Source organism: Streptomyces sp. NPDC051561, from assembly GCF_044454195.1.
Classification (GTDB): Bacteria; Actinomycetota; Actinomycetes; order Streptomycetales; family Streptomycetaceae; genus Streptomyces.
In genome coordinates this window covers 114,959-139,188 of record NZ_JBITDM010000006.1, presented here as the reverse complement: position 1 = coordinate 139,188, position 24,230 = coordinate 114,959, and the positions used below count along the sequence as shown (strand labels likewise).

Below are 24,230 nucleotides of genomic sequence, written 5' to 3'. Positions count from 1 at the left end.
AGGACCAACCCACCGGACCCACGGACCGGACCGCCACGGACCAACCCACCGGACCCACGGACCGGACCGCCACGGACCAACCCACCGGACCCACGGACCGGACCGCCACGGACCAACCCACCGGACCCACGGACGACGTCGTTCCGCTGGAAGTGCTCGTCGCCGCGGCCCGCGAGGGCGCGCTGGAGAGCGGCCGTACGACGCGGAGGGTCCTGGGCCCACATCTCAGGAAGAAGGGGCTGTCGATCAGCAACGAGCGATTCCCCGACCTCCAGGCCGCGCTTCACGCCGACCCAGAGCTGTCCCACATTCCCCGATCTCGAAGGAGTGCCCGCTGATGAGGACTTGCCGCCGATTCACCCGTCTGAAGGCGGATCGCGAGCGTGACATCGCCTACCTCCGCGGGCACGCGGAGCGGCACGGCGACAAACCGTCCGGCCGCGTCAGCGCGAGCAGCGTCTCGGGGGCAAAGCACAGCATGGCCCGAGCCCTGTCTGCCCACGTCCAGAGATGCCCCGAGTGCGGCTGACCTTTCGGTGACGCAGGCACTGGCCTGCCCCCCCCAATCCCACCCATGCGGGCGGTGGCCGGCCCTCGGACCAGCCACCGCCGACTGACACCTCGGAGTTCTTGTGGTCCGCCAATACCGCCGTTCCCACATTCGTAAGGTGGATTCCGCCGAGGCGATGGCCTGGGCCGAGACGTTGGTCCGGCACAAGCTGCTGCACGCCGCGCTGCCCACACCGTCCGGCCAGTGGCTGGTCCAGCACCGGTCCGGCGGTCCGGTCCGCGTCCTGTCCGGACCGACCGCCCTGGTCGAACTGGCTGCCCAGATCCAAGGCTTGGTCCGCACGGAAGCGGTCCGGGCCCGATGACGGTCCGGGACGCAGGCTCCGTCGACGAGCCGTCTGGGGAGAGCGCCAACTGGACCTCGACACGAGCAAGTTATCTGCCAAGCTACTCTTCCCCGTCGGGGAAGGCTGCTTGGCGATCTCCCGCCCCGGGGGTGGCGGGAGCGGACCAGCGCCAGGGGGCACCGGTCCGGGAGGCAGCGGCCGAGGGCGGACCGCAGCCAGGAGAAGCAACCTCTTCCGCGCACCGCACCGCTCCTCCAGCGACGCGCAAGCGCTCGCCGATGCAGCGTGACCGCAAGCGTGTCCACATGTGCAACGTGCGCCTCAACGACGAAGAGCGCGACCGACTGACAGCTGCCGCCCGCACCGTGCGGACGAGCCTCCCCGCCTACCTCGTACGTGCCGGTCTGGCCGCCGCGCACGACCCTGAGACCACCGAAGCGGCGGTAGCCGCCCGACGCGACATCATCGCGGAGTTGTTCTCCGCCCGCCGGCATCTCGGCAAGGTCGGCTCCAACCTCAATCAGATCGCGCGGTCCATCAACTCAGGCGGACACCCCGAGGAAGTCGACGTGGTCATCGCCGCCGTCCAGCGTGCCGTGCAGCGCGTCCAAGAGGCCACTGACCAGGTCCTTCACCAGCCCTAGGAACACGAGCGCAGCATGATCCCGAAGATCCACAAACGCGGGCGGCGGACCATCGGCCTGCTGTACTACCTGTACGGGCCCGGTACGCACGAGGAACACGTCGACCCGCACCTCGTGGCCTCCTGGGACGACAACGCCCCCGACCCGGGCCGCGATCCGGAAGCCACCCTCAAGCAGCTCCAGCAGCTCCTCGACCAGCCCGTCGAGAACGTGGAACCCGACGCCCGGCCGGACCGGCATGTGTGGCACCTGTCCGTACGCAACGCCCCCACGGACCGCATCCTCTCCGACGAGGAGTGGGCGGACGTGGCCCGCCGCATGGTCGCCGCCACCGGCATCGACCCCGACGACGGGGCGTGCCGGTGGGCGGCCGTACGCCACGCGGACGACCACATCCACATCGTCGCCACCCTCGTCCGCGAGGACGGCTACAAGCCCAACCTCGACCAAGACGCCAACCGCTCCCAGGCGGAAGCCCGCCTCCTGGAGGCGGAGCTGGGGCTGCGGCGCCTCAACCGCGGGGACGGCACCGCAGCCCAGCGCCCCACCAGCGCGGAACGGCACAAGGCAGCCCGTCGGGGCCAGAGTCGTACGGCGCGTGAAGAGCTGCGCGAGAAGGTCCGTCATGCGGCGGCCGGCGCCACCAGTGAGGACGAGTTCTTCCGGCGCCTCTCGGCGGGCGGTCTGCTGATCCGTCGCAGGCTCGCACCGTCCGGGGACCTGCTCGGCTACACCGTCGCCCTGCCGGACGACCTCAACAAGGACGCCGAACCGGTCTTCTACTCCGGCTCGAAGCTCGCTCCCGACCTCTCCCTCCCCCGCATCCGCCAGCGCTGGAGTTCCTCCACCACAACAGAGTCGGCAGAGCCGGACGAAGCTGTTCGCCCCGGCCGGCGCACGACGAGCGGTCCGTCGGGAGCACGGCGCCAGGCGACCGAAGTCACCTGGCAGGCGGTGCTTCTCATCGCTGATGGTTCTGACGGAGTGGGCGCGGCACAGATCGCAGGCGGCGGTGAAGTCCTTGACGCCCTGGCCCAGACTTCAGCGATCAGTACCCGTCATGCCCTTCGGGAGGCGGCCTTCGCCTACGAGCGTGCATCGCGCTCTCACATCCGCGCGGAGCGTGAGCACGACAGGGCCCTGCGTGCAGCAGCCCGCGACCTCGTTTACAGCGGCCCGGCTCTGGACCACGGGGAACACGGCGCGAGCAGCGCCATGCTGATCGACATGCTGTTCTTCTTCGTCGCCGCAGCTGCCGCCTGGCACGGCAAGCGCCACCACGCACAGCAGGCCGCCGCCGCACGCCAGGCCGCCGAGCATCTGCGCGCGGCATACGAAGCCGCCGCCGGCCAACCGCTGGCCGTGCTCCGCCAGCGAGGGCGTCGTCTCGCCCAACCGCTTTTGCACAAGCACACCGAGAACCTGCGCCGTGCAGTGCCGGAGCTCGCCGACCGGCTTCTCGCCGAGCCCGGGTGGTACGCCCTGGCCGCCACCCTCGCCGAAGTCGAAGACGCCGGTCACGACCCCGCACCGCTCCTGGCCGAAGCCGCAGCCCGGCGAGAGCTGGATACAGCCGAATCGGTCAGCGACGTCCTGGTCTGGCGCTTGCGCCGCCTCGCGGGCCTGCCCGCCGCGCCCTCCTCTCAGCGCAGCGCCTCTTCGGCTCCTCGCACCCGCCCTGCTCGGGCGTCCGTAGACCACCTGCGACCGGGCTCGGGGGGCCGGTCAGGACGCTGAGCAATTGTTGAGTAGACCAAGATCCCCTCGACGCGAGAGGGTTGATTCAAGCCGCACAGCTACCAACCGGGGGCGCTCGATGTTTCGCCGTACACGAAGTGACCGTCACGCCGAGGAACAGCTCGCTCAGTTCCGCAGTCAGGCTGCGGAGTTGATGGCCCAGGGGACGGTGTACACGTCGCCCCTGCCGGGCGCCCCGGCAGCTCCCCCGGAGTCGGAGGCTGATGTTGAGTCGGATGTGACACTGCCCGCCGACTTGCGAGTGCCACCGGCCGAGGAGCTTGCTGGGCTGATGATGCGGTACTGGGAGCCGTTGACCGTGGACGGCTCCATACTCGTCTGCTCCGGGTGCGACGTGTACCGGGACTGGCTGGTGCTCAACCGTGGGGACCACGTGTGGGTTCACTGCCGTAGCGGCCACGAAACCTACGTCCCCGGCCTTGACGGAGCATGGTTCGAGCAGCACTCCGGGCCGATCGCCCAGCTCTTCAAGGACCGGGACGAGGGCCTCAAGTCCTTCGGTTACGACGGAATCTTCAAGGGAACGATCCTCTGATCCTGCTGGTCAGCGCACCTGCGTGCGGCCTAAGCGGCTTGGGTGAAGTTCTTCGCTGGTGCTCGGACCCGGTCACGTTGGCGGGCCAGGGCCTTGTCCAGGGCCTCGCCGATGCTGGTAGCGGTGGTCTGGGTGCGCTGTGGGTAGTCCTCGCCCCTTGAACGCCCTGGCCACGTGCGCGGAAGCGTTGTCGAGGACGACGGTGCACGGGCGCGTGCGGCACCAGTCAGGGACGGCGTCGACACCGACGCCGTCGGCGGCCAGGTCCAACACACCCGCGCCGCCACCCAGGCACGCCAGGCGGACAAGGACGAACTCCAGCAGCACATCGGTGTCGATCTTGCCGTCAGTGTGCTGCCACAGGAGATCAGGCTCGGTTCCGACAATCTTCGCGCCGAGGACATTGACCCGGCAGTTCCTGGTGTCCTCCTTGGGCACCACGGCCCGCTGTCCGGTGCGTGACCAGGTGTATCCGGTGGGCATCGTCGGGGCGAAGCCGGACTCGTCGAGGTAGATCAGGTCACGCTTTCCGGTGTTCGCCTCCTGCCGTAATGCCGTAAGTCCTCCAGCTGGGCCCTTGCGGTCTGCTGGAGGACGGGTCAGCCCTATGCCGGAGGCTGTCGCGCGTGCGTTTCGAGCGGAAGCCATCGCGGTGCAGCAGTTCGGCCTGCCAGTCGGCGGAGATCTCCACCCCGCGCTCGGCGCGCAGCCAGTCGCACAGCGCCGGGGCGGTCCAGGTGGTTCCGTTGGCCGCGGACTCGTCCAGCAACTCGGCCAGCAAGGAAGCGGATGCATTCGGCCCGCTGCCGGGTGTACGCGGTCAGATCACTGCGGGCCAGCAGCCTGTGCAGGCCATGGCGCTGATCACCAGTCAGCTCAACTCGGAGGCTCTTCCCCATGCCGTACCTCCCACAGAACACTTACCCCACACTCAACCTTCACCGGGCAGAGAGCAGCTCGCCCTCAACGGTCTCCTCGCTCACGCCCCTCCTGCAAGACGGCCTCCGGGTCCGGGGCCTCGTCGCGGAAGATGTGGGTCTCGGCGACGACAATAACGTTCAGGATCGGGCCGCGCAGGGGCCACTGCTGGTTGAAGGGCCAATCGGTCGAGCCGCACTGGGGATACGTCCAGGCGCGCTCCACGACTCGGAACACGCCCTGCGGGTTCACGCCTTCGTCGTCCAGGTGCACCAGGTCGCCGACGGCGGGCGGGTGCGGGGTCACCCGGGTGAATGGCTGCCCGTGTCCCTCGCCGAGTACCGTCCGCCGGTTGTAGTGGTAGGTGGGCGGGTCGGTGGTGACCTGAGTGCGGACATGGAAGAAGCACCGGGGTGCGCTGGCGTACAGGGCGCGCATCAAGTCAGCCTGCTGCACCGTGAGTTGTTCGCTCATCTTCATTCCGCCCGAAAGTTGGGATTGTGGTCGGCCTACAGGAGCACGGTGGCCAATGCGGATTGGACCGTGCGCCCTCAGCGTAGGGTGGCTCCCGTTGGGCACGGAGTCGGTGACCATCCACCGGCCTCCGTCCCACCGTTCGATCGTCGCGGTTGGAGCGTTCCGCAGCGGCTGTGCCGTCGGTTTCGGGTCATGCCCCCTGTCGGCTTGGATCACTGTGGAGTTCTTACGCATGTGGGCCAGTTGTGTTGGACCTGGCCGCTGACGGCGTCGGTGTCGACGCCGTCCCTGTCTGGTGCCGCACGCGCCCGTGCACCGTCGTCCTCGACAACGCTTCCGCGCACGTGGCCAGGGCGTTCAAGGGGCGAGGACTACCCACAGCGCACCCAGACCACCGCTACCAGCATCGGCGAGGCCCTGGACAAGGCCCTGGCCCGCCAACGTGACCGGGTCCGAGCACCAGCGAAGAACTTCACCCAAGCCGCTTAGAGGCCACCCTGCATCCATAGTCGCTACGCCGAAGGCCCTGCCAAGACGCGAACGTCCGGCAGGGCCTTGGCGATTGAGGGAGTAGGCGCGGCAACAGTCTCACCCAGGCGGCAGAACAGTGAGATAGCCCTCCGGAAGCGAGGGCAGGATCAGCCGCTGCACCGGGGCCGGCGCGACCAGGCCCGCCGCGAACGCCGCCACCAGGTCGTGAGGGGTGGAGTGCGAGAAGGCCGCACACCACTGGTGATATTCATCGAAGCCGGGCTGAGCCCAGGACTGCCAACCCGGCAGGCCGGGACGCGGGTCCTGATCGACTACGCCGTCCGGGCTGGTCGCCCAGACCATGCACGCTGCCATCGCAGGATCCCACATGGTCATGCCGAACTGGCCGACCTCGGGTGCCCATCCGCCGTCCCGCAGCTCGACCATCACCGCGTCCGGTCCGTCGAAGCCGAATGCGGGATCTGTGCGGAGGTCGAGGGCGCGCACGAAGTCGGTGAGGGCTTCGTGGGGAACGCCCACAGTGAAGTAGGCGGTCCACGCGCCGACGGCGCGGTCCGGTGCCGCGCGTGCGGAGATCTCCCAGGCGACGGGGAGGTGGCCAATGCGGATGGTCGCCGGGTCTGCGGCCAGCCACTCCGCGCTGCGCAGCTGGTCAGGGCTGCTGAGAAAGAGCGTGCGACGGGCAGTGAGCCACTGGGACCATCCGAGACCGACAAGGGCGGAGCCGACGCGCTCGGCGAGCACGGTGTCGTCGCCGGCAAGGTGCCGGGGGGTCACCCAGACAGGATCAGTACCGAAAACGGGCGGGTCGAACGGGTCGTACGGGTGCAGGTGCGCCTCCGGGGTGTGGGTGGTTGTCGGGTCAGCAGTCCGCCGCGGGTCGTGTAGTCCTTCGGCGGACGCGGAGCGGAACGGGGAGCGGGGGGTGCCAGCCCAGCAGCCGTGCCGCTTCGGCCGGCAGGAACCCGTCCTGACCGGCCTCGCCGATGTAGACGACGCGGTCGCCGAGCGGGTCGCGTGCCTCGACGAGATCGTCGATCAGGTGGGCGAAGGGGAAGTCGGGATTGACGGCGAGCCTGATCTGGCTGGCGCGGTCGAAGTGCGCGAGGCGGTCGAGAACATCGCCGACGTTGATGAGTTGCGAGGTCATGCAGCTCCTAAGAAGGGTGTACCGAGCCCAACCGGACCGGCGGGCCGAGCGGGGATCGAAGAGGCAAGACGGGGAAGGCGGGCGGGCCAGGATCGGGGTCTCCCGTAGAGGACTCGCGGTTCCGCCGGCCTCACGGACGCAGCATCCGGGACTGCGCCGCAGGTTCACTCCGGCCGAATCCGAGCCCGGGAACCTCTGCTCTGACCTGCTCCTTCCTGACGGAAACAACCTTGGCATGCACCTGCAGATGTTCTCCAGCGTTCGCGGCTCCTTCCTGGTCTGCCGTGAGCGATCCCTCCCACTCCACCCATGCGAAAGGCCCCAGGAATCGGGAGCGATTCCTGGGGCCGGGGGCGGTGGTGCTGTCAGGTTGTTCAGTCCTGGGAGGACTCGTCCGTCTGGTCGTGGGTGTGCTGGCGTCGGCGTGCTGCGATCAGGGCGCCACCGCCGGCGGCGAGCAGCAGCCCTGCCCCTCCCAGCAGCCAAGGGGAGATGCCGGCGCCGGTCTGGGCAAGGGCTCCGTCCGGCGGCGGTGCCGTGGTCGGCGTCGTCACCTTCACGGCCGGGGTAGTGGGCGGCGGAGAGGACGGCGTCTTCGTGGCGGACGGGGCAGTCGGGGTGGGCTTACCGGAGGGGGTGGTAGGCGCGGGGGAAGTCGGCGGCGGAGTCGTCGGCGTCCGGGTGTTCGTCAGCGTCACGGTGACCGGCTTGCCGGGCACCGCCGTGAACGGGACGGGCGTCCTGTCCAGCTCGAAGCCCGTGGGCGCCTTGGTCTCGGTGGCCGTGTAGGCGGTGCCCGCGCGGGTGATGGCGGGGAGCTTTACGTGCGCGGTTCCGTTCGCGCTGGTGGTGAGGGTGACTGTGTCGCCGCCGCCCTTGGGAGTGACGTTGATGGTGGCGCCCGCGAGGGGCTTCCCGGTGGCCTTGTCCGTCTTCTTTATCGTCAGTTCGGTTGGCTTGAAGGGGTCGACGATCGTCAGGGGGGTCAGGGCCGGGGTGACGATGACGTCCTGGTCCGCGACGACGTCGTGCAGGGGGCTGCCGCTCGCCGTCTCCTTGAGACGGTAGACACCGGGTGCGAGGGCATCGAAGGTGAGCCGTCCGTTCGCGTCCGTCGTGCCGGTGGCAACCCCCTTGCCCGCGGTGGTGAGCAAGGTGAACTTCGCCCCGGCCATGACGGTCCCTTCGGGATCCTTCTTGGAGAGCTGGACTCCTCCCGTCTCGGGCATGCTGCGCGGAGCCGGGGTGGCCGGAGTCGGTTCGGGAACCTGGGCGGCGGCGGTCGGCGCCAAGGCCAGCGGACCGAGAAGACTGCTGGCGCAGGTGAGTGCGGTGAGGAGAAGAACGCGGCGGACATGAACTGCGCGAGGGGACAAAAGTGTCCTTAGTACGAGGGGCAAGGGTCTGGTGAGGTGAGCGGTGGAGACGGGAGCTGCGCTACCGCGGTCGGCCGGAATGACGAGGGCGGGCCCCGGGAGGTGGGATGCTTCCCGGGCTATGACGTGAGGTCTTGGCCTGCTGCCTCTCTGCTTCACGCAGGATCGAGAAGAGCGCGGTGGCCTGGCGAAGAGCCGTGCGCTGTTGCTCGCCCGTGCCTTCGGTCAGGAGACGCTCAAGACTGGTCGACAGGATGGGGCCGAAGACGCTCCCGACTTGTCCGCCGGCCTGCTCGACGACATGCGCCACGGCTTCGGCCTCGACGAGCAGAACGTACGGTGCTGGGATACCGAGCATGTCCACGGCATGGCTGCGGACTCCGGTGAGTGCGTCGGCGAGGGTGGCGCCTTCGTCCATGGAGCGCTCGGCGTCCTCCAGCCACATTAGGACGGCTGTGTGCAGTCGGCCACGGAGGACGGCGTCGGTGAGCCAGATCCCTTCGGGCAGGGAGAAGGAAGCCTCGGGCGGGGGTGCTGTGTCCGGCTCGGCGCGTACGGGTGTGGGGTCCGTGGGCTTCGTCGGCTGAAACCAGCGGGGCCTTTCCAAAGTGCTCCTTGGTTCGGGTGGAGGGTTTATCGAGACGGAGACGAGGGGGTTCTGGTGGGGAGGTCCGGCAGTTTCCGTACGCCTCGTACGCGGGACACTCGGGTGCCGGTAGGGACGGGGGTGGCGCCGACGAACCACATCTGTACGTACTTGTTCACGGCGTCTCGCACCGCAGCGAAGTCACCTGTCTTCCATGGCGGTTCGCTGCTTCCCCGGTCCGTAAAGCAGCCGTTTTGCGAGTGGCCCCATCGCTCGGTGCGGCCGGTATCTCGCTCGCGGAAGACGCCGTGCTCGGCGAAGGACAGCGTCACGGTGTCGATCTGGCCGACCGTGGGGTGCACCGTGGTCAGGCGCAGCCCGTCGTATTCGTTCTCAACGACGGTGCGCTGGAAGTCGAGGCGCAGTCGTGCGGGTGTCTCCGTGCTGGGCAGGGCGTAGTAGGTGTCGGCGACGACGGTGCCGACGTAGGGCAGGCGGAGCTCCTGCTGAAAGAACTGCTCGGCGAAGAGCGACATAGTGGATTCCTCCGTGGTGCGGGCTGCGTCAACGCCGAGCCGTCGGACGGGAAAGGGGGGCCGCGGGAAGACGGGCGCTGGGGGTGGATGTGGACCAGCGCGGCACGGTGACCACCTGGACGGCGGGAAGGCTGCGAGGCAGCCTGCGAGCGACCTCCAGCGGCGTGGGAGACGGTGGCTTGACTGGCGTGACCAGCGCGTACCGCTTGGTCATGAGCGACAACTCCCCTGCCCATCGCAGCACGGGCTCGGGGTCCACGACTGCGGCGGCGGTCGCCGCGATCAGGGTGGTCGGGGTGGCGCTGGAGAAGACGACGTACCACTCCCCGCCTCGCGTGCCGCCCCATAGGCCCCAGCGGGTGTTGTTGCTGTCCATCTCCTGATCACTGACGGTGCGGCTGTACGAAGTACCGAGCCTGCCGTCGTACCAGGCGCCGGCCATGCCGTCGGGGGCGAGGAAGTCCAGCTTGCGTCCTCTTCCTAGTGGGTCTTTCACCTCCCAACCGGCCTCAAATAGCGGCGCGTACGCCTGACCTGGCTTGCCGCTGCCGTCGTGGAGGAACCGGTCGTTGGGTTGCTCGTAGGCCGTTAGGAGGCTGGTGGTGAAGGCGGCGACGAACTCGGTCGGGGCGGTGTCGCTGAAGGCGGCAGCCCAGAGCGGTTCCCCGAAGGGCTGCTGATGAGCGGTGATCTTCCAGAGTGCGTTGTCCTCGCCTTCGGGCAGGTATCCGATGCGGATCCGCTGATCGTCGGCCGTGACGTAGCAGTTGCCGTCCTCGTCGTACACCGGCTTCCAGCCAGCGTCGAAGGCGGGCTGCAGGCCGGGGTCGCCGATCACCGTGGAGCCGGCGAGATGGCGGGGGCTGACGTAAAAGTCGCCCTCAAGGGGTGACGGACGGGCAGGCGGCTCCACACGCGGGTATCGGGTCGATGAGGCGCCTGCGGCCGGGCGGTCAGGCTGCACGCTGTTCTGCCCCTCCCGCCAGGGTGCGGCCGGGCTCTACCACGACGGTGGTGTGGTCCTCCGCGAGGCGGAGCCGACGGGCGGCGGTCCCGGCGTCCGGGGCGGTGACCACCAGGAGCCCGACGCGAGCAGCGTCGACATCACCGGCCGGAGGCAGGGTGACCTGGTCGCCGACGGCGATAATCCAGCTGACCTGTTCCAGCCACTCGGTGTTCCGGGCGAAAACGGGATCGATGTCTCGCTGCAGCACGGTGCCAGAGGTCTCCGGGTAAAGGAGGCGGATCGCAGCAGCGCCCTGACGGGTCGGTGTCAGGTGCGGGCGGACGCCGAGGGCAAGATCGGCGGCGGCACGCGGAAGGTCGATGCCGGTGCTCAGCTGGACGAGCCGCCCGATCAGGTCGCCACCGACGCGCGCGTTGACCTCGATCAGGCGGGGGCCGGTCGCAGTGAGACGGACCTCGACGTGCTGGATGCCGGTGGTGATGCCCAGGGCCCGGACGGCGGCGACGGCGACCGGGCCGACTGCCGGGAGCAACGGGTCGAAGGCGTCGACGCTGTGGCCGACTTCCTCGAAGTAGGGGGCAAAGCCCACGGTCTTGCGGGTGACGGCGACGGGGGTGGTGACGCCCTGGTAGGTGACGCACTCCACCGAGATCTCCGGCCCGTCCAGATACTCCTCGACCAGGACGTCGGCGTTCTCGCCCGACCACGTCTGCGCGCCGGAGGAGGCGAACTCGTAGGCGTGCGGGAGCTGCTCGGCCTGGTCGACGCGGATGACGCCGATACTGCCTGCCTGTCCGGCCGGTTTGAGGACGATCGGATAGCCGGTGCGCTCGGCAAGGAGGGCGGCTTCCAGCAGACTGCCAGCCTTCGCCGATCGTGCGGACGGTACCTCGTGGCGGGCGAAGTGGGTACGGCTGGTGGCCTTGTCGCGGCAGCCACGCAGGACCTCGGGCGAGTCGGTGCGCACGCCCAGGTGCTGGGCGAGATGGGCGGTGTTCACCAGGAGCATCTCGTTCCAGGTGAGTACGCCCGCGATGGTGTGGCGGCGGGCGAGGGCTTCGCCTGCCTTCAGCAGGGCCTGCTGGTCGTACGGGTCTGCTGCCTCGTAGTCGACGACGTGCGACGTCTCCCAGGTGAGCGGTCCGGGGGTGACCACGACGACGTCGTAGGCGGCGGCCACCGATTCGAGGCAGTAGCCCCTGTACAGGGCGTCGGTCGGCTCGACGACCAGGAGAACGGGGGAGCCCGGGGAATTGCGCTTGATGCACGATTCGGTGGACGGGGAGCTGGGGACCTGCGGCATTAGGCCAGGGTCCTTTCTATCAATTGGAGGGTTGTTGACCTGCCCCTTTGTGGGCAGACGTGCATCTGATGCAAGAATCACGCACTCAACGGTTGGAGGGGTGCGTGTCGACGACAGGCTTGAGCGAGGGGTCGGCGCGTCTGGTTCTGCTGGACGGCGTCTCACTGCTGCATCCCGAAGACGCTGTGTTCGAGGCGATGTTGGAGGGCTGGGGCCGTCAGCAGCGCGGAGGGCGGCGGCTTCAGCCGAAGACCGTCCACGACCGCCAGCGCCTCATCCGGCGGTTTGGCGCGTACACGAACGCCTATCCGTGGCAGTGGGCGGCGGCGGACTGCGACGAGTGGATGACCTACTTGATCGCGGAGCTGCATCGTGCCGAGTCGACGATCCGCACTTACCAGGGCGTTCTGCGGCTGTTCTGCGACTACATCACCTCGCCGCACTACCAGTGGCCCGCCGAGTGCGAACTGCGCTTCGGTACGCACCCGGTGCAGATCTGCCACGAGTGGAACACCGTCGCGCACCTGACGGACTACGAGGGCGACCCGGACCGCCGGCCGATGACCCGCGAGGAGTGCCAGGCGTTCTTCGACTACGCCGACGAGCAGGTCGACCGGGCGGTCCGGCTGGGCCGCAAGGGCGCACTCGCCGCGTACCGGGACGCCACCGTCTTCAAGACGATCTACGGGTGGGGTCTGCGGGCGACGGAGACCTCCCGTCTGGACGTCCCCGACTTCTACCGCAACCCGAAGGCACCGGAGTTGGGGCGGTTCGGCTCGCTCCATGTGCGCTACGGCAAGCGGTCGCGGGGTTCGCCGCCCCGGCGCCGGATGGTGCTGAGCGTGATGCCGTGGGCGGTGGACTCCGTCCAGGACTACGTCACCAATGTGCGCCCCCGGTACGCCGACGCGTCCCGCAAACCGGCGCTGTGGCTGACCGAACGAGGCGGCAGGCTGCAACCCCGGGAGATCGAGGAGCGGTTCGCGGCCTACCGCGACGCCCTGGGGATGGACAAGGAGCTGGTGCCGCACTGTCTGCGGCACAGCCACGTCACCCACCAGATCGAGGACGGTGCCGATGCGACGTTCGTCCAGAATCAGGTCGGGCACCGGTTCGCGTCGACCACGGCGCTCTACACCGGGGTGAGCGGAGACTTCATGAACACCATGATGCGCAAGGTCTTGGACCGGGCGCTGGACATCGGACAGTAGGGAGCGGACATGACGGCGAAGCTGGACTACCGGTGGCGTCTGCGCGAGGTGATGGCCACCCGCGGACACTTCCAGACCACCGATCTCGTCCCGCTGCTGGCCGAGCGGGGAATCGAGCTGTCCGCCAGCCAGACGTACCGGCTGGTGACCGAGCGGCCCGAGCGGCTGAGCCTGAGAACGCTGATGGCCCTGCTCGACATCCTCGGCTGCACCATGGACGACCTCATCGTGCCCGTCGCCGCCTCCGGCGCCGGCCGGAAGAAGGCCGCCTCCGGCCACAGCACCCCGGCGGGCGAGGGCCCTTCGGGGGTCGGGGACTTCCGGCCCAAGCGAGCCCGCATCGTGCCCGAGTAGGAGACGGCCGTGTCCGAGCAGGAGCCGCGCTTCGCCGTCGAGCCCGAGCAGGTCATCATCGAGGCCGTGCGGGCCGTCGAGCCGCAGCTCGACGCCGCCCTGGTGGAGAAGGTGCTGCTCGCCACCCTCCAGCGCCGTCCCGCCCGCAGGGAGGTGGCCCGCTTCCTTCAGGCGGACCCCGAACTCCTCACGTCCGGAAGGCCGGAGGGCCCCACCTCGCTCGGGCGTCTGCTGCGCGCCCTGCAAGAGCACGGAGCCGTGCACGTCCAGCTCCCCCGGTGTATGCGGTGCGGAGCACGCAGGCCGTTGAAGATCCGACATGACCAGACGCGAATCTGTGCTTCCTGCCTGGCCCGGGTGATCGCGGTGGCCCATCCGTGCGTGCTCTGCGGCAGCCGCAACTACTCCGGCCGCGACCGCGACGGGAACCCCCGGTGCAGTGCCCATCACCCGACGACGGCCGCGACGTCCTGGCCGACCTGGTCCGGCTCGTGACCGCCACCGCCCGGCTGCCCCCGGACGTCGTCGAACAGGCGGTCCGCTCGGTGGAGCGGAGCAAGACCGGCCAGCTGCGGCTGCTGTGGGCCCTCGAAGACCATCCCCGGCTGCTCACCGGCGACGGCGCCCAAGGACCGCCCCGGGGGCTGCGCCTCATCCAGGCTTTGATCACGCGCGGCGCCGCCCATCTCGTCGACCCGCCCTGCCCGTTCTGCCACCGCACCACCACACTCGACATGGGACGCGACGGGCTGCGCTGCTGCCGCACCTGCTGGAACAGGAGCCGGACCCAGACCTGCTCGCGGTGCGCCCGCGACTCCCCGGTGGCCACCCGCACCCCCGACGGCCTGCCGCTGTGCGCGAACTGCTGCCGGACCACCCCCTTTCACCAGCGCGTCTGCGCCCGGTGCGGCGAACTGCGGCGTGCGGTCCAGCGCACCGCCGACGGCCCGCTGTGCTCGCACTGTTTCCAGCTGCCGACTGCCACCTGCTCGATCTGCCACACCACCCGCCCGTGCCACTTCGCCCAGGGCCCGGCCCCGGTGTGCGAACCGTGCCAGATCAAGGCCCGACCGCCGAAGGAGTGCAGCCGGTGCGGGCTGCTGCGCCGCGCCGAATACCGCACCGAAAGCGGAGAACCTCTGTGCCGACGGTGCGGTGTACCCCGCATTCCGTGCTCGCGGTGCGACCGGCCCCGGCGCGTCGTGGGCCGCACCGGTGAGGGTGAGCCGCTGTGCGACACCTGCTGGAAGTTCCACGAGCGTGCCCGTAGGCCCTGCTGCGGGTGCGGCGCGGTCGAAAAACTCTTCCACTTCGGGCTGTGTCCGGCCTGCGCCGCGCGACGTCAGCTCACGCTCGCGCTCTCCGACCCCCACAACGAGGCGGGAACGGTGCGTCCGGAACTGGAGCCCGTCTACGCCGCCTTGCTCGGGGTCGCCCCGCAGGCCCTGCTCGCGTGGCTGCGCCTGGGTTCCGCCCGGCACATCCTGCGCGACTTCGCACAGGCCACCGGCCCGGTCAGCCACGAGACCCTCGACAACTGCCAGCCGGTCAAGGTCGTCCGCCACCTGCGCGCCGTCCTGGTCGCGGGCGGCGCTCTTCCCCGGCGCGACGAACATCTCGCCGAACTGGAACGCTGGCTCGGCCAGACGTACGCACGCATCGGCACGGTCGAGGAGCGCAACGCTCTGCGCAGCTTCATCACCTGGCATCACCTGCACCGGCTGCGCCGCCTCAAGGGCAAGTCCGTCACCCAGGGGCAGACCGACGGGGTGCGGCACGAGGCCGCCGCCAATGTGCGGCTGCTCGCCTGGCTCGCACGCCAAGGCAGCGATCTCAGCTCCTGCACCCAGGACCACATCGACGCCTGGCTGGCCGAAGGCTCCGCCAACCGCACCCTGGTCCGTTCGTTCATGATGTGGGCGGCCCGCCGCTCGCTGGCCCCGCCGCTGCACGTCCCCTTCCACACCTCGGCGTTCAGTGCCGAGGTCATCGCCCAGGACCTGCGCTGGGACCTGGTGCGCCGTCTCGCCCGCGACGAGGAACTCGACGATGTCGACCGCGCCTGCGGCCTGCTGGTTTTGCTGTTCGCACAGCGGCCCAGCCGCATCATCCAGCTGACCTGCGAGCACGTCACGGACACCGGCGAGAAGGTCACTGTGCTTCTCGGCAAGGTCCCCGCGGACATGCCCGCACCCCTGGACGAACTCGTGCGCCGACTGGTGCAACGCCGCCGCGGCCACAGCGCCGTCCGGCCGGCCCACGAACCGTCGTGGCTGCTTCCCGGCGCCTATGCCGGACGACCGATGGCCGCGGCCCACCTGAGCCGCCGGCTCAAGCAGATCGGCATCCGCCCGCGCGCCGCCCGCCATACCGCACTGATGGACATCGCCGCCGACCTGCCCGCCGTCGTCATCAGCCGGCTGCTGGGCTTCCACCAGAACACCGCCGACCTGTGGCACCGGGAAAGCCGGGGGTTCGGCCCCGAGTATGCCGCCGACCTCACCCGCCGCCGACCGGCCCGCAACCCCAAGCCCACCCCCAATCGAGAATCCACGCTTCCCTGAATTCACGATTCTCTGTACTGTCAAGGTGTGCTGACTCTTGCTACCGACATCGAGGTCCTGGCGCGGTTCGGACGCGCCCTCGCCGACCCCATCCGCTGCCGCATCCTGCTCGCGCTGCGCGAGGCCCCGGCCTACCCGGCCGACCTCGCCGACACCCTGGAGATCTCGCGCACCCGGCTGTCGAACCACCTTGCCTGCCTGCGCGACTGCGGCCTGGTCGTCACCGTTCCCGACGGCAGGCGCACCCGCTACGAACTCGCCGACGACCGTCTGGGCCACGCCCTGGACGATCTGCGCACCGCCGTCGTGGCCGTCGCCGCCGACCGCACCTGCACGGAGACCGACGAGAAGGGCTGCTGCTGAATGACCGCGATATCCCTCGGCCCCACCCCCGCCCGACGCGACGCGCTCACCCGCCGCATACGCCTCCTGGTCACGGCGACCATCGCCTACAACGTGATCGAGGCGATCGTCGCGATCACCGCGGGCACCCTCGCCTCCTCCACCGCCCTCATCGGCTTCGGCCTGGACTCCGTCATCGAGGTCTCCTCGGCCACCGCCGTCGCGTGGCAGTTCTCCGCCACCGACCACGGCGTCCGCGACGCACGGGAGAAGACCACCCTGCGGATCATCGCGGTGTCCTTCTTCGCCCTCGCCCTGTACGTCACCATCGACTCCGTACGAGCCCTGACCGGCACCGGCGAAGCCGACCACTCCATCCCCGGCATCATCCTGGCCGCGCTCTCGCTGGCCATCATGCCGTTCCTCTCCGCCACCCAGCGGAAAGCCGGACGAGAACTGGGCTCGGCATCGGCCGTCGCCGACTCCAAGCAGACCCTGCTGTGCACCTACCTCTCCGCCGTACTGCTCGTCGGCCTGCTCACCAACCTCACCCTCGGCTGGTCCTGGGCCGACCCCATCGCCGCCCTCGTCATCGCCGTCATCGCCGCGAAGGAAGGCCGCGACGCCTGGCAGGGCAAGGGGTGCTGCGCACCGACTCTGATGGGACCCACCGCCGTCAAGTCCGAGGCGGACCAGTGTGGTTGTGCTGCGGGCTGCGACTGCTGCTGAGTCGTACGACGCACCACCATCAAACATGGTTGGCTCCGCTGCTCGGCAGCACAGAGGCATTCCGCAACTTCGGATAGCCGGGCTTACCAATACGAGAGGACAAAGGGGCTCCAGTGGAATCAGGGATGGAGTACGCGGGGCTCTCGGTGCGGGAGAGGGGCGGTGGGGAGATCAGCACGTCAGGCGCTGCGGCCCGGCGGGTTGCGGAAGGTGTCGGGTACGGCGGGGCCGGTCTTGGCCGGCGACGTTTTCGGCTGCGTCCGGATGGTGGGCGCTGGAGGGGTGGTGGCCTGTGCGGGGTCGAGGTCGAGCAGCTTCTGGAGGCGGTCGTCGGGGAGCACCGGATGGTCGGCCGTGTGCATGACGTAGTGCCCGCGTTGAGACAACTCGACGTACGAGGCGAGGTGCAGGGCGGTGGCCAGGCGCTCGTCGGTTTCGGCGGGGAGGACGAATAGCGGGAGTCCGTCGGTCTCGGTCAGGCGGAAGGTGTGCTGCTCCAGCACGGCGACGGCGTCTGGGAGGTCCGCTAGCAGGGCGATCCACGAGGGGGGCTCGTGGCCGGGCGAGTAGCCGTACAGGATGTCGGGAGAGTCGAGGAAGGTCATGGGTCCTTGGGGGAAGGGTTCAGCAGGCGGCAAGAGCGGGCCCCGGGGTGGGGCGCAGGGCGGGTGCGGTGCGGAGCCGGGCGAAGGCGATGGTCAGGCCCAGCGTCTGCAGCACGGCGCATCCGGTGAGAACGTGGCCGAGGAAGGCGGGCGGGGTGACGGCGACCAGGACGCCCGCGAGAGGGAAGGGCAGCAGCATGATCAGGATGGTCATGCTGAGGGTGGCGCCATAGACCTCGGCCGGAATGAGGCGGGCGCGCAGGGTCCGCAAGACCACGGTCATGCCGCCCTCGCCGGCCATGAGGACCGCGATCAGGATCATGAAGGTGGTGTAGGTGTCGGCCTGGGGCAGGGTGAAGCTGGCGACCGAGGCGATGACGGCCCACACCACGCCGACGGGCCACAGGCCGACGCGGTCGAGGGTGAACCGGCACAGGGTGACGGCGACGAGGGAGGCGACGGCGGCGAGCGACCAGATCATGCCCGCGGAGGCGGTGGAGTGGCCCAGTTGCTGGACCACGATCACGGGTGCGGCGGCCTGGATCATGCCGGTCGCCAAGTTGCTGAGCGTCAGACCGGTGACGAGCCAGCCCAGAGCGGGCAAGGCGCGAAGGGTCTTCCACCCAGTGCGCAGCCCTTGGTGCACTGTCGCGGTCCGCGTGGGCTGGGTGGCGGGAGTTCTTCTGGTGCGCGGCGCGAAGAGGGCGGCCAGTAGGGAGAGGGCTCCGATCGTGGCCAGCATGCCCTCGCGTCCGGTGTACTGCAGGAGCAGGGCTCCGGCCGCGGGGCCTGCGAGGGTGGCGCTCTGGTCGATGCCGAGCAACACGGACTGCACGCGGTGTTCGTGCTTGCCCGCTTCCTTGCTGGCGACGCCGCCTGCCGTCTCGCTCGCGATGAAGGAGTACTCGGTGAGGACTCCGGTGGTGGCGGCGAGCGCCATCACCGCGATCGTCGCGACGGTGGTGTCGGTGACGAGGGTGAGGGCCATGGCCGCCAGGACGACGACGAGTGCGCGGGCTGTCGCGGCGACGCGGAAGACGCGGGTCGCCCCGTGCTTGTCGACGGCGGCTCCTGCGCCGGCGAAGGCGAGCAGGCGCGGGATCCACTCCAGCGCGAAAGCGACGCCGGTGAGCATCGCGGAGCTAGTGGTCGCCAGCACGAGAAGCGGGATGCCGTAGGTGCTCATGCTGAAGGCGGCGGCGTCCATGGTGCGCGGCAGATAGATGCGGCGGGCCATGCCGTACACGGGCGTGCGGGCATGGCGGCCACCAACTCGGTTACGGGGCACGGTCTTTGAACGCCTTCGGCAAGAGGAACGGGCGGAGGGGGAGCACGCGTGCGGGGCGGGCCGCGCTTCAGCGGCGGCGGGCCCCGGTGGTCCGGCCGCTTTTCGCGGCGGGCTTTGCCATCGTCGGCGGGGCGGTTCGGTGGGGCTCTCCGCTGGTGACGGCCTGGTAGGCGGCCAGGAGTGCACGGAGGTTGCGGACTGCGTCACCGCGTCGGGCGCTGAGCATGTCGATCTGAAGGCCGCTGTACTGCAGGATGCCGTCCGGGGACCCGTGATGGACATGGTCCTGGCCCTCGGCGACGCGCAGGAGCCTCTCGGCGGCGAACCGGGCGGAGGAGACGAGTTGCTCCTGAAGGCTGTTCACGCGTTCTTCCGCCTCGCCGAGGAGGTGGACGAGGTTGGCGGTCGGGCTTCCGGGCGTATGCGCATCAAGGTCGAGACGCTGGCCCAGGGCATGCACCACAAGCTGGGTGCCGAGCCCGGTGAGGCGGGCCGCCATCAGCTGCGCTTCGCGGGGCCGGCCGCCGTGGCCCTGGTGACGGCTGGGACGGGGATGGTGCGCATGGCCGGGCGCCCCGGCCCTCTGACGTTCACCAGTTCCGCATTGGCCTCTGCCCATTGCGCGACCAGTGCAAGCGGTTCGCGCAGTCCGCGTCCGGCGTCGGTGAGCGACCAGCGGCCCTCGGCGTCGGTAACGACGAGCCCGGCCCGAACGGCAAGGTCCAGTTCGTCAGCAGTACGCGACCCAAGGTCAGCGCCGGGCGCGGCCACGAGAGACACGGTGCGTGGATCGCGCAGCAGGACGAGCGCGGACTTCACTCGGGTCGCGAAGTCCGCATGCTCGGCGGGGTACTGGTGGGTGCGGGCCCAGCGGGCCAGGGAGTCGAAGACATCGCCCAGGGCTCTTCCTGCCTCGGTCAGGGTGAGCCGGTGCTCGTTCTGCTTGTCGAACGTCACGAGGCCACGGGTGCGCAGGGCTCTGAGCACGTTGTGTACGGGGTAGTGGATGAACGGGGAGAAGACCGCGTTCATGGCGCCCTGCGGGATGGGCCCGTTGTCGTCGAGCTCCGAGATGATGCGCACGGTGTGGTGGCGTCCCATCAGGGTCGCGGCGCGGGATACCTGTGTGTCGGCCATAGCGGGTGTGCTCATCGGGTACGCCCTCCCGCCGCCACCCGGCCGGCGGGCTGCGCGGGCGGGACTTCGGAGAACAAGTCAGACGGTATCCACGCCGTCGTACGGGGGCGAAGCACGGCGTCAGCGCGCGGGGCGTGGACCGGTGGTTCTGATGTCGAGCGCGTCGCGGCCCACTGCCTGTCGAGGTCCGCACGGCTGTGCGGGACGAACTCGGTCCACAGTGGGTGCACAGTGGCGGCGGACCGTCCGGCGGCCCAGGCGGACAACGTGCGGAACGGCGTGCTCAACGCCACGCCGGTCGCGCTCAGCTGGTAGGTGCTGCGAGCGCTGCGCTCGACGAGGCCGTCGTCCACCAGCCGCCGCAACGGGTGGTACAGGAGTTCAGGGGCCTTTCCCAGCAGGGCGGCCAGCTCGCGTCCGGTGCCCTGCTGCTGAAGGCGCAGGGCCCACAGCAGGGGGGTCGCGTGCTTGGGGGTGAGCAACGCGAGGACGTCCTCGGCGTTCTGCGCCGGGGGTATGAGCCCACCGGCGTTCTCGGCCTTGGCGTCGTCGAGATGGGTTTCGCCGTACGCGGCCAGGGCGGTGCAGACGGCGCGCAGCTCCTGGCCGCGCCGGGTAAGCCGGTAGGCGACGTACCGGGTGTGATGCTCCTGGCGCTCCACGAGACCGTCGGCGGTGAGCCGGGCCAGGCGCGGGGCGAGCTGACCGTCTTCGAGCATGGCGAGCTGGGGCTTGATCTCGGTGTAGCGCTGCGGCTGGTCGGTGAGGGTGGCCAGCGTCCATACGCTCCAGCGGGGTGCGAGCATCTCCAGGGTCTCGGTGACGCGCTGAAGATCGGAGCGCAGGGGTCGGGGGAACTCGGTGGCGTCCAAGTAGGGGTTCTCCTGATGGGGCGGTGCTCAGCGGCTGCGGGCCGGGACCGGCGGCAGCGTCAGCGAGGGGGCGGTGGTGGTCTTCAGGGCGGGTGCATCGGCACGGCGCAGGCCGGCGAGCACGGCGGCCAGTGCTGTGCGGTGGGCGTCGCGGGTGGCGACGGCCTGGGCGAGACGGTCCGCGCTGTCGCGCAGGTGCCCGATGCGGGGCAGGTCCGGTGCGGGGGTCGCGGCGTCGAGGTGTTCGCGCAGCCGGTCGAGTTGGACATCAACGCCGACCTCGGCGAAGTGCAGCGCGGTGTGCATGGTGAGGAGTCCGCCGAGCAGGGTCTCCGTGCGGGATTCTTCGACCTGGCTCTTCAGCTCGTTCAGCGGCGTCGCATACAGGATTTCGATGCGATGCCGGAATTCGTCCGCGGTGTGGTGCGCCGCCGTGGTGTGCTCCTGCTGGCCGGGGGCAGCGTCGTTACCGCCGAGCACGGGGTCCGCAGAGAGCTGTGGCAGGGTGCTGTGTGCCGCTGTGGCCGTATCGGTGTGCTGGCCGGAGGCCGTACGGAGGGCGTTCGTCAGGACGGTGCGACAGCCCTTGCGGGCGCTCAGTGCCGCATCCAGCCACTGGGCGTCCCAGCGCAGTGTCTCGGCGTCCTCGTCCTCGGCGGCTCGCTCGGGGCTGGTCGCCTGGTGCACGCGGCTGCGGATCCGCTCGACGTGCATCTCGGCGACGGCGAGCAGACCCCGAAGTTCCATCACGCGGGCCTGCGGCTGTGGCGCGTTCCCGGCTGCTGCCTGTCGGTGGAGTTCGCCGACAGGCTTCCCGAAGGCGGCTTCGATCGCCGGATCGTGGCTGCTGGGACGCAGGGGCTCGCTCACCGGCGTGCCCCCTGCGTCGCGCTCGACACCGAGCCCGGCGAGGGCGGCAGGACGGAGGCCGACGGCTCCGCAGCGGAGGCAACGGTGCGGGCTACGGCGCCCCGGGGAACTGGAGTTGGCGCCTGGCCGTTCGGGTACAGCTTCAGGAGCGTGCTGACGACGGTGGCGCGCACGTCGCGAATGGTGACGGCGTCGTTCACCGCCGAGGCCAACTCCATTTGCCTGTCGGTAAGTTCTCCGACCTCGCCACTCAGGGATTCGGTCAGATTCCGTGTCGCCTGTTCCAGGTTTCCCTCGGCGAGAGTGAGCTTGCTGTGCCAGAGCACAACCTCGGAGGCGACGCGGTTCAAGGAGCCTTCGGCCGCTGCTTTCTGCAATTCGGAAAGGCTCTGGCCGTACACCTTCTCGATGTTCTGGCCGAGGACCTCCAGCACCCCCGGCTCGCCTTCCAGCTCAGCAGGTTGGGTGATGTCCGGGAGAGAAGAGGGCATGACGAAATAGCCTCCGGGTCGGGAGAACGGCAGGGGAAGGGAAGCCGCCCGGCCAACCGGTGAGAGGACCGTCCGGGCTTCTTTAAGGATCTGGAAAATCCCTGCTTTCCGAAATCAGGAATCACCTGCTATAGCAGCGGAACGGGCGGCAACCGAGGGCAGGAGAGTCCGAGTTTGGGACCTCTTGTCACCCCGGGGAGCTCAGCGGTGCCGGCTTGGCGGCAGTGCAGTGCTCGGGGCGCGAGGCGGCAGCGCTTGAGAAGTCGCTGTCTGCGGCGCCAGGGGCGGCGGCGGGAGGGGGGTGTCACCGGAACGCAGCCAGGTCAGGGCTGCTTCGTAGGTGTCGAAGGCGCCTTCGCGCAGCGTGTGGGTCCAGGTGTCGGTGTCAGCCGTCTCGACCACCACCCGGAAGGGCTGCGGATCGCTCTCATCGTCGTGGCGCAGCAGCACAGTGGTCACGCACGGGTTGGACATGTCGTAGGTGTAGCTGTCGAGGTAGGCGAAGTGGTCGCCGTCGCCCATGAGGCGCTCGTGCAGTTCCTTGGTGGTGGTGTCGGCCTGGTCGGTCCCGATGTCTTGGGGAAGCGCGATGGCTTCGCGGGGGCACCCGCGTGAGATCAACCAGGACTGCGCCATGGCGGGAAGGGGCAGCTCTCGGTGCTCAAACGTGAAGGTCTTGGCCGCCGTGTCGCGTACGAGGTGGAGCGCGACGAGCTGCGGTAGACCGGGATGGCCCCAGGTCACCGCCCCGTTGTGCAGGACGAAGTAGCTGTGCTCTCCGTCCTGTGTGTGGTGAGCGGCCAGGGTGCTGAGCTCGGGCCGGTTGATATCAATGTGCGACCAAAAGGTGCGTTCCACCTCCTCGTTGGCCGGTTCGTAGCCGTCAAGGTGAAACTCGGTTTCCAGGGATCGGGACATGTGGCTCTTCGCTTCGGGGATCAGCGGGGAATTCGGCTGGGCGCCGGGCGGGTGAATCCCGGCACGGCCGGCCGGGCAGCAGGGGGTACGGGGCGGCGTTTGCCACTGAGGACTTCGCGCCCGGTGGGGGTGACGGTCAGCGGTTGGCCGGCCTGCAGCGGGTGGGAGGTGTCCCGTTCCACCAGGCCCTCGCCTTCGAGGAACTCGACGACGAACTGACCGATCGTGCCGAACCCGGTCCGCGCGTAAGTGCGTTGGGTCAGCAGGTTCTGCCGCAGGGTCGCACCTTGGGAAATGGCCAGCAGGGCGGCGAAGTCCGGAGGCGACAGCTCGGGCAGTTCGGCTCGCTCCGGGCGGGGAGTCAGCCGTTCCACCTCCTCCAGCCGTGCCGCGGTCTCGGCCCGGTGGTTTTCCCGCAAGGACGTAGCTTGTTTCAGGTGGCCTAGGGTGCGCTCCACCAGGGCGAAGGCGGCGTCATCGAGAGGGTTCTGATCGTTGAAGAGCCGGGCGAGTCGGCCCCGGTGGAAGGCGACATCGACTTCTGCTGAGGCGAGCAAGCGGTGGGCATCGACGAGGCGGCCAAGAGGCAGGTCGAGCAGCTTGTGGTCGTGCTGCCTCCACAGGGTGGCGACGGGGTGCCCGGTGACTGCTTCGATGCGGTGATCGAGGTCGGTGTGAGGCTTCCCGGCGGGTGGAGGTGGGCTGGTGGGGATCGGATTCAGCTCCCATCGGATGGCGATCGGGCCGTGCGGGAGCCGGATGCGTGGCCGGCCAGATGCAGATGCATTTCCAGGTGGGGGCCGTCACGGCGTTCGGTGACAGGTCCGTGCTGACGCAGGAGGCGGAGCATGGCCGTGTTGGTCAGGTGGGTGTACATGCTGAGGGTGTGCGCGCCGTCGGCCTGGGCATGTTCGGCGGCCTGCCGAAGGAGTCGGCTGCCGAGCCCCTGTCGTTGGTGGCCGTCGGCAACCTGGATGCCCAGGTCGACGACGCCCTGATGCCGCTGAACCCGCCCCAGGGACATCAGGGCAATGGCCTGGCCCTCCAGCGAGCGGGTGATCCAGCAGTCCGCATGCGCGAGGAGCCGCTGCCAGTCGCGGCGGCGCACGTGCACCCGGCCCCAGCGCTGATACAGGGACTTCTCCGTACAGCGCCGGTGGAGATCATCGACCACGTCCCAGTCGCCGCATCGCGCTCGCTGCGTCGCGATGATGTGGGACGTCAGGGGCACGAGGTGCCGCAACGCGGCA

Annotated in this window: 30 protein-coding genes and 1 pseudogene; 11 read left to right on the top strand and 20 right to left on the bottom strand. The window is 69.5% G+C overall.

Features of this window, described 5'->3' with window-relative positions:
- From ACIA73_RS16510 to ACIA73_RS16490, 5 genes and pseudogenes are all read left to right on the top strand, one after another.
- Positions 1-338: pseudogene (locus ACIA73_RS16510) on the top strand (hypothetical protein); the annotation flags it as partial.
- Between the two features lie 330 nt (positions 339-668).
- A complete protein-coding gene (locus tag ACIA73_RS16505; protein WP_399439199.1) occupies positions 669-875 on the top strand; it encodes a hypothetical protein in 207 nt (68 codons plus the stop codon).
- Positions 872-1,501 carry a MobC family plasmid mobilization relaxosome protein gene (locus ACIA73_RS16500; RefSeq protein ID WP_399439198.1) on the top strand — a complete coding sequence of 210 codons (630 nt, stop codon included), beginning with the start codon at positions 872-874 and terminating at the stop codon, positions 1,499-1,501. Before ACIA73_RS16505 ends, ACIA73_RS16500 begins: the two co-directional genes overlap by 4 nt.
- Positions 1,502-1,516: 15 nt before the next feature.
- Positions 1,517-3,238: a relaxase/mobilization nuclease domain-containing protein gene (locus tag ACIA73_RS16495; RefSeq protein ID WP_399439197.1), complete on the top strand. Its 1,722-nt coding sequence runs from the start codon at positions 1,517-1,519 to the stop codon at positions 3,236-3,238.
- Positions 3,239-3,476: 238 nt separating this feature from the next.
- On the top strand, positions 3,477-3,794 hold the full coding sequence (locus ACIA73_RS16490) for a hypothetical protein (RefSeq protein WP_399439196.1): 318 nt from the start codon (positions 3,477-3,479) through the stop codon (positions 3,792-3,794).
- Between the two features lie 72 nt (positions 3,795-3,866).
- On the opposite strand, the gene ACIA73_RS16485 is transcribed toward ACIA73_RS16490, so the two are convergent.
- From ACIA73_RS16485 to ACIA73_RS16440, 10 genes are all read right to left on the bottom strand, one after another.
- Positions 3,867-4,277: a hypothetical protein gene (locus ACIA73_RS16485; RefSeq protein WP_399439195.1), complete on the bottom strand. Its 411-nt coding sequence runs from the start codon at positions 4,275-4,277 to the stop codon at positions 3,867-3,869.
- Between the two features lie 37 nt (positions 4,278-4,314).
- A complete protein-coding gene (locus tag ACIA73_RS16480) occupies positions 4,315-4,563 on the bottom strand; it encodes a winged helix-turn-helix domain-containing protein (RefSeq protein WP_399439435.1) in 249 nt (82 codons plus the stop codon).
- 194 nt (positions 4,564-4,757) lie between these two features.
- Positions 4,758-5,186 (bottom strand): hypothetical protein, encoded by a 429-nt coding sequence (locus tag ACIA73_RS16475; protein ID WP_399439194.1) that lies wholly within the window; start codon positions 5,184-5,186, stop codon positions 4,758-4,760.
- A 591-nt stretch (positions 5,187-5,777) separates the two neighbouring features.
- Positions 5,778-6,458, bottom strand: a complete 681-nt coding sequence (locus tag ACIA73_RS16470) for a DUF317 domain-containing protein (RefSeq protein ID WP_399439193.1) — start codon at positions 6,456-6,458, stop codon at positions 5,778-5,780.
- Between the two features lie 85 nt (positions 6,459-6,543).
- On the bottom strand, positions 6,544-6,831 hold the full coding sequence (locus ACIA73_RS16465) for a hypothetical protein (RefSeq protein WP_399439192.1): 288 nt from the start codon (positions 6,829-6,831) through the stop codon (positions 6,544-6,546).
- A 374-nt stretch (positions 6,832-7,205) separates the two neighbouring features.
- Entirely contained in the window at positions 7,206-8,207 is a 1,002-nt protein-coding gene (locus ACIA73_RS16460; protein ID WP_399439191.1) for a collagen binding domain-containing protein, read from the bottom strand.
- Between the two features lie 61 nt (positions 8,208-8,268).
- Positions 8,269-8,814: a hypothetical protein gene (locus ACIA73_RS16455; RefSeq protein WP_399439190.1), complete on the bottom strand. Its 546-nt coding sequence runs from the start codon at positions 8,812-8,814 to the stop codon at positions 8,269-8,271.
- Between the two features lie 26 nt (positions 8,815-8,840).
- Entirely contained in the window at positions 8,841-9,329 is a 489-nt protein-coding gene (locus ACIA73_RS16450) for a hypothetical protein (RefSeq protein ID WP_399439189.1), read from the bottom strand.
- Between the two features lie 28 nt (positions 9,330-9,357).
- A complete protein-coding gene (locus ACIA73_RS16445; RefSeq protein ID WP_399439188.1) occupies positions 9,358-10,242 on the bottom strand; it encodes a DUF317 domain-containing protein in 885 nt (294 codons plus the stop codon).
- A gap of 40 nt (positions 10,243-10,282) precedes the next feature.
- Positions 10,283-11,599, bottom strand: coding sequence for an acetyl-CoA carboxylase biotin carboxylase subunit family protein (locus tag ACIA73_RS16440; protein ID WP_399439187.1), 1,317 nt, complete (start codon positions 11,597-11,599; stop codon positions 10,283-10,285).
- Between the two features lie 104 nt (positions 11,600-11,703).
- Here ACIA73_RS16440 and ACIA73_RS16435 point away from each other — a divergent pair, with 104 nt between their 5' ends.
- Genes ACIA73_RS16435 through ACIA73_RS16410 form a run of 6 tightly spaced genes read left to right on the top strand, consistent with a single transcriptional unit; the run spans position 11,704 to position 16,799 of the window.
- Entirely contained in the window at positions 11,704-12,810 is a 1,107-nt protein-coding gene (locus tag ACIA73_RS16435; RefSeq protein WP_399439186.1) for a tyrosine-type recombinase/integrase, read from the top strand.
- A 9-nt stretch (positions 12,811-12,819) separates the two neighbouring features.
- On the top strand, positions 12,820-13,164 hold the full coding sequence (locus tag ACIA73_RS16430; RefSeq protein WP_399439185.1) for a helix-turn-helix domain-containing protein: 345 nt from the start codon (positions 12,820-12,822) through the stop codon (positions 13,162-13,164).
- 9 nt (positions 13,165-13,173) lie between these two features.
- Positions 13,174-13,659, top strand: coding sequence for a hypothetical protein (locus tag ACIA73_RS16425; protein WP_399439184.1), 486 nt, complete (start codon positions 13,174-13,176; stop codon positions 13,657-13,659).
- The gene (locus ACIA73_RS16420) at positions 13,599-15,728 is read left to right on the top strand and encodes a hypothetical protein (protein ID WP_399439183.1); all 2,130 of its coding nucleotides are present in this window, start codon (positions 13,599-13,601) and stop codon (positions 15,726-15,728) included. Before ACIA73_RS16425 ends, ACIA73_RS16420 begins: the two co-directional genes overlap by 61 nt.
- Positions 15,729-15,755: 27 nt before the next feature.
- Complete coding sequence (locus ACIA73_RS16415; RefSeq protein WP_399439182.1) at positions 15,756-16,091, top strand: ArsR/SmtB family transcription factor; 336 nt, start codon at positions 15,756-15,758, stop codon at positions 16,089-16,091.
- Positions 16,092-16,799: a cation transporter gene (locus tag ACIA73_RS16410; RefSeq protein WP_399439181.1), complete on the top strand. Its 708-nt coding sequence runs from the start codon at positions 16,092-16,094 to the stop codon at positions 16,797-16,799.
- A gap of 179 nt (positions 16,800-16,978) precedes the next feature.
- Here ACIA73_RS16410 and ACIA73_RS16405 read toward each other — a convergent pair whose 3' ends face one another.
- From ACIA73_RS16405 to ACIA73_RS16360, 10 genes are all read right to left on the bottom strand, one after another.
- Positions 16,979-17,404 (bottom strand): hypothetical protein, encoded by a 426-nt coding sequence (locus ACIA73_RS16405; RefSeq protein ID WP_399439180.1) that lies wholly within the window; start codon positions 17,402-17,404, stop codon positions 16,979-16,981.
- A gap of 19 nt (positions 17,405-17,423) precedes the next feature.
- Entirely contained in the window at positions 17,424-18,641 is a 1,218-nt protein-coding gene (locus tag ACIA73_RS16400) for an MFS transporter (RefSeq protein WP_399439434.1), read from the bottom strand.
- Between the two features lie 118 nt (positions 18,642-18,759).
- A complete protein-coding gene (locus ACIA73_RS16395; RefSeq protein WP_399439178.1) occupies positions 18,760-19,191 on the bottom strand; it encodes a hypothetical protein in 432 nt (143 codons plus the stop codon).
- Positions 19,191-19,844 carry a hypothetical protein gene (locus ACIA73_RS16390; RefSeq protein ID WP_399439177.1) on the bottom strand — a complete coding sequence of 218 codons (654 nt, stop codon included), beginning with the start codon at positions 19,842-19,844 and terminating at the stop codon, positions 19,191-19,193. Before ACIA73_RS16390 ends, ACIA73_RS16395 begins: the two co-directional genes overlap by 1 nt.
- Positions 19,841-20,701 carry a winged helix-turn-helix transcriptional regulator gene (locus ACIA73_RS16385; RefSeq protein ID WP_399439176.1) on the bottom strand — a complete coding sequence of 287 codons (861 nt, stop codon included), beginning with the start codon at positions 20,699-20,701 and terminating at the stop codon, positions 19,841-19,843. Before ACIA73_RS16385 ends, ACIA73_RS16390 begins: the two co-directional genes overlap by 4 nt.
- Positions 20,702-20,728: 27 nt before the next feature.
- A complete protein-coding gene (locus ACIA73_RS16380) occupies positions 20,729-21,571 on the bottom strand; it encodes a hypothetical protein (RefSeq protein ID WP_399439175.1) in 843 nt (280 codons plus the stop codon).
- Complete coding sequence (locus ACIA73_RS16375; RefSeq protein WP_399439174.1) at positions 21,568-22,062, bottom strand: hypothetical protein; 495 nt, start codon at positions 22,060-22,062, stop codon at positions 21,568-21,570. The genes ACIA73_RS16380 and ACIA73_RS16375 overlap by 4 nt, the downstream gene beginning before the upstream one ends.
- A gap of 201 nt (positions 22,063-22,263) precedes the next feature.
- On the bottom strand, positions 22,264-22,980 hold the full coding sequence (locus ACIA73_RS16370; protein WP_399439173.1) for a hypothetical protein: 717 nt from the start codon (positions 22,978-22,980) through the stop codon (positions 22,264-22,266).
- Between the two features lie 20 nt (positions 22,981-23,000).
- Positions 23,001-23,537, bottom strand: a complete 537-nt coding sequence (locus ACIA73_RS16365) for a hypothetical protein (protein WP_399439172.1) — start codon at positions 23,535-23,537, stop codon at positions 23,001-23,003.
- A gap of 161 nt (positions 23,538-23,698) precedes the next feature.
- Positions 23,699-24,223, bottom strand: coding sequence for a GNAT family N-acetyltransferase (locus ACIA73_RS16360; protein WP_399439171.1), 525 nt, complete (start codon positions 24,221-24,223; stop codon positions 23,699-23,701).
- Positions 24,224-24,230 lie beyond the last annotated feature (7 nt).

Bases quoted from the DNA above. Each gene is read 5' to 3' on its own strand.
- ACIA73_RS16475 (WP_399439194.1), bottom strand. From the start codon at position 5,186: ATGAGCGAACAACTCACGGTGCAGCAGGCTGACTTGATGCGCGCCCTG.
- ACIA73_RS16395 (WP_399439178.1), bottom strand. From the start codon at position 19,191: ATGGCGGCCCGCCTCACCGGGCTCGGCACCCAGCTTGTGGTGCATGCC.
- ACIA73_RS16390 (WP_399439177.1), bottom strand. From the start codon at position 19,844: ATGAGCACACCCGCTATGGCCGACACACAGGTATCCCGCGCCGCGACC.
- ACIA73_RS16375 (WP_399439174.1), bottom strand. From the start codon at position 22,062: ATGCCCTCTTCTCTCCCGGACATCACCCAACCTGCTGAGCTGGAAGGC.
- ACIA73_RS16500 (WP_399439198.1), top strand. From the start codon at position 872: ATGACGGTCCGGGACGCAGGCTCCGTCGACGAGCCGTCTGGGGAGAGC.
- ACIA73_RS16370 (WP_399439173.1), bottom strand. From the start codon at position 22,980: ATGTCCCGATCCCTGGAAACCGAGTTTCACCTTGACGGCTACGAACCG.
- ACIA73_RS16465 (WP_399439192.1), bottom strand. From the start codon at position 6,831: ATGACCTCGCAACTCATCAACGTCGGCGATGTTCTCGACCGCCTCGCG.
- ACIA73_RS16410 (WP_399439181.1), top strand. From the start codon at position 16,092: ATGACCGCGATATCCCTCGGCCCCACCCCCGCCCGACGCGACGCGCTC.
- ACIA73_RS16430 (WP_399439185.1), top strand. From the start codon at position 12,820: ATGACGGCGAAGCTGGACTACCGGTGGCGTCTGCGCGAGGTGATGGCC.
- ACIA73_RS16405 (WP_399439180.1), bottom strand. From the start codon at position 17,404: ATGACCTTCCTCGACTCTCCCGACATCCTGTACGGCTACTCGCCCGGC.
- ACIA73_RS16440 (WP_399439187.1), bottom strand. From the start codon at position 11,599: ATGCCGCAGGTCCCCAGCTCCCCGTCCACCGAATCGTGCATCAAGCGC.
- ACIA73_RS16450 (WP_399439189.1), bottom strand. From the start codon at position 9,329: ATGTCGCTCTTCGCCGAGCAGTTCTTTCAGCAGGAGCTCCGCCTGCCC.
- ACIA73_RS16495 (WP_399439197.1), top strand. From the start codon at position 1,517: ATGATCCCGAAGATCCACAAACGCGGGCGGCGGACCATCGGCCTGCTG.
- ACIA73_RS16400 (WP_399439434.1), bottom strand. From the start codon at position 18,641: ATGGCCCGCCGCATCTATCTGCCGCGCACCATGGACGCCGCCGCCTTC.
- ACIA73_RS16485 (WP_399439195.1), bottom strand. From the start codon at position 4,277: ATGCCCACCGGATACACCTGGTCACGCACCGGACAGCGGGCCGTGGTG.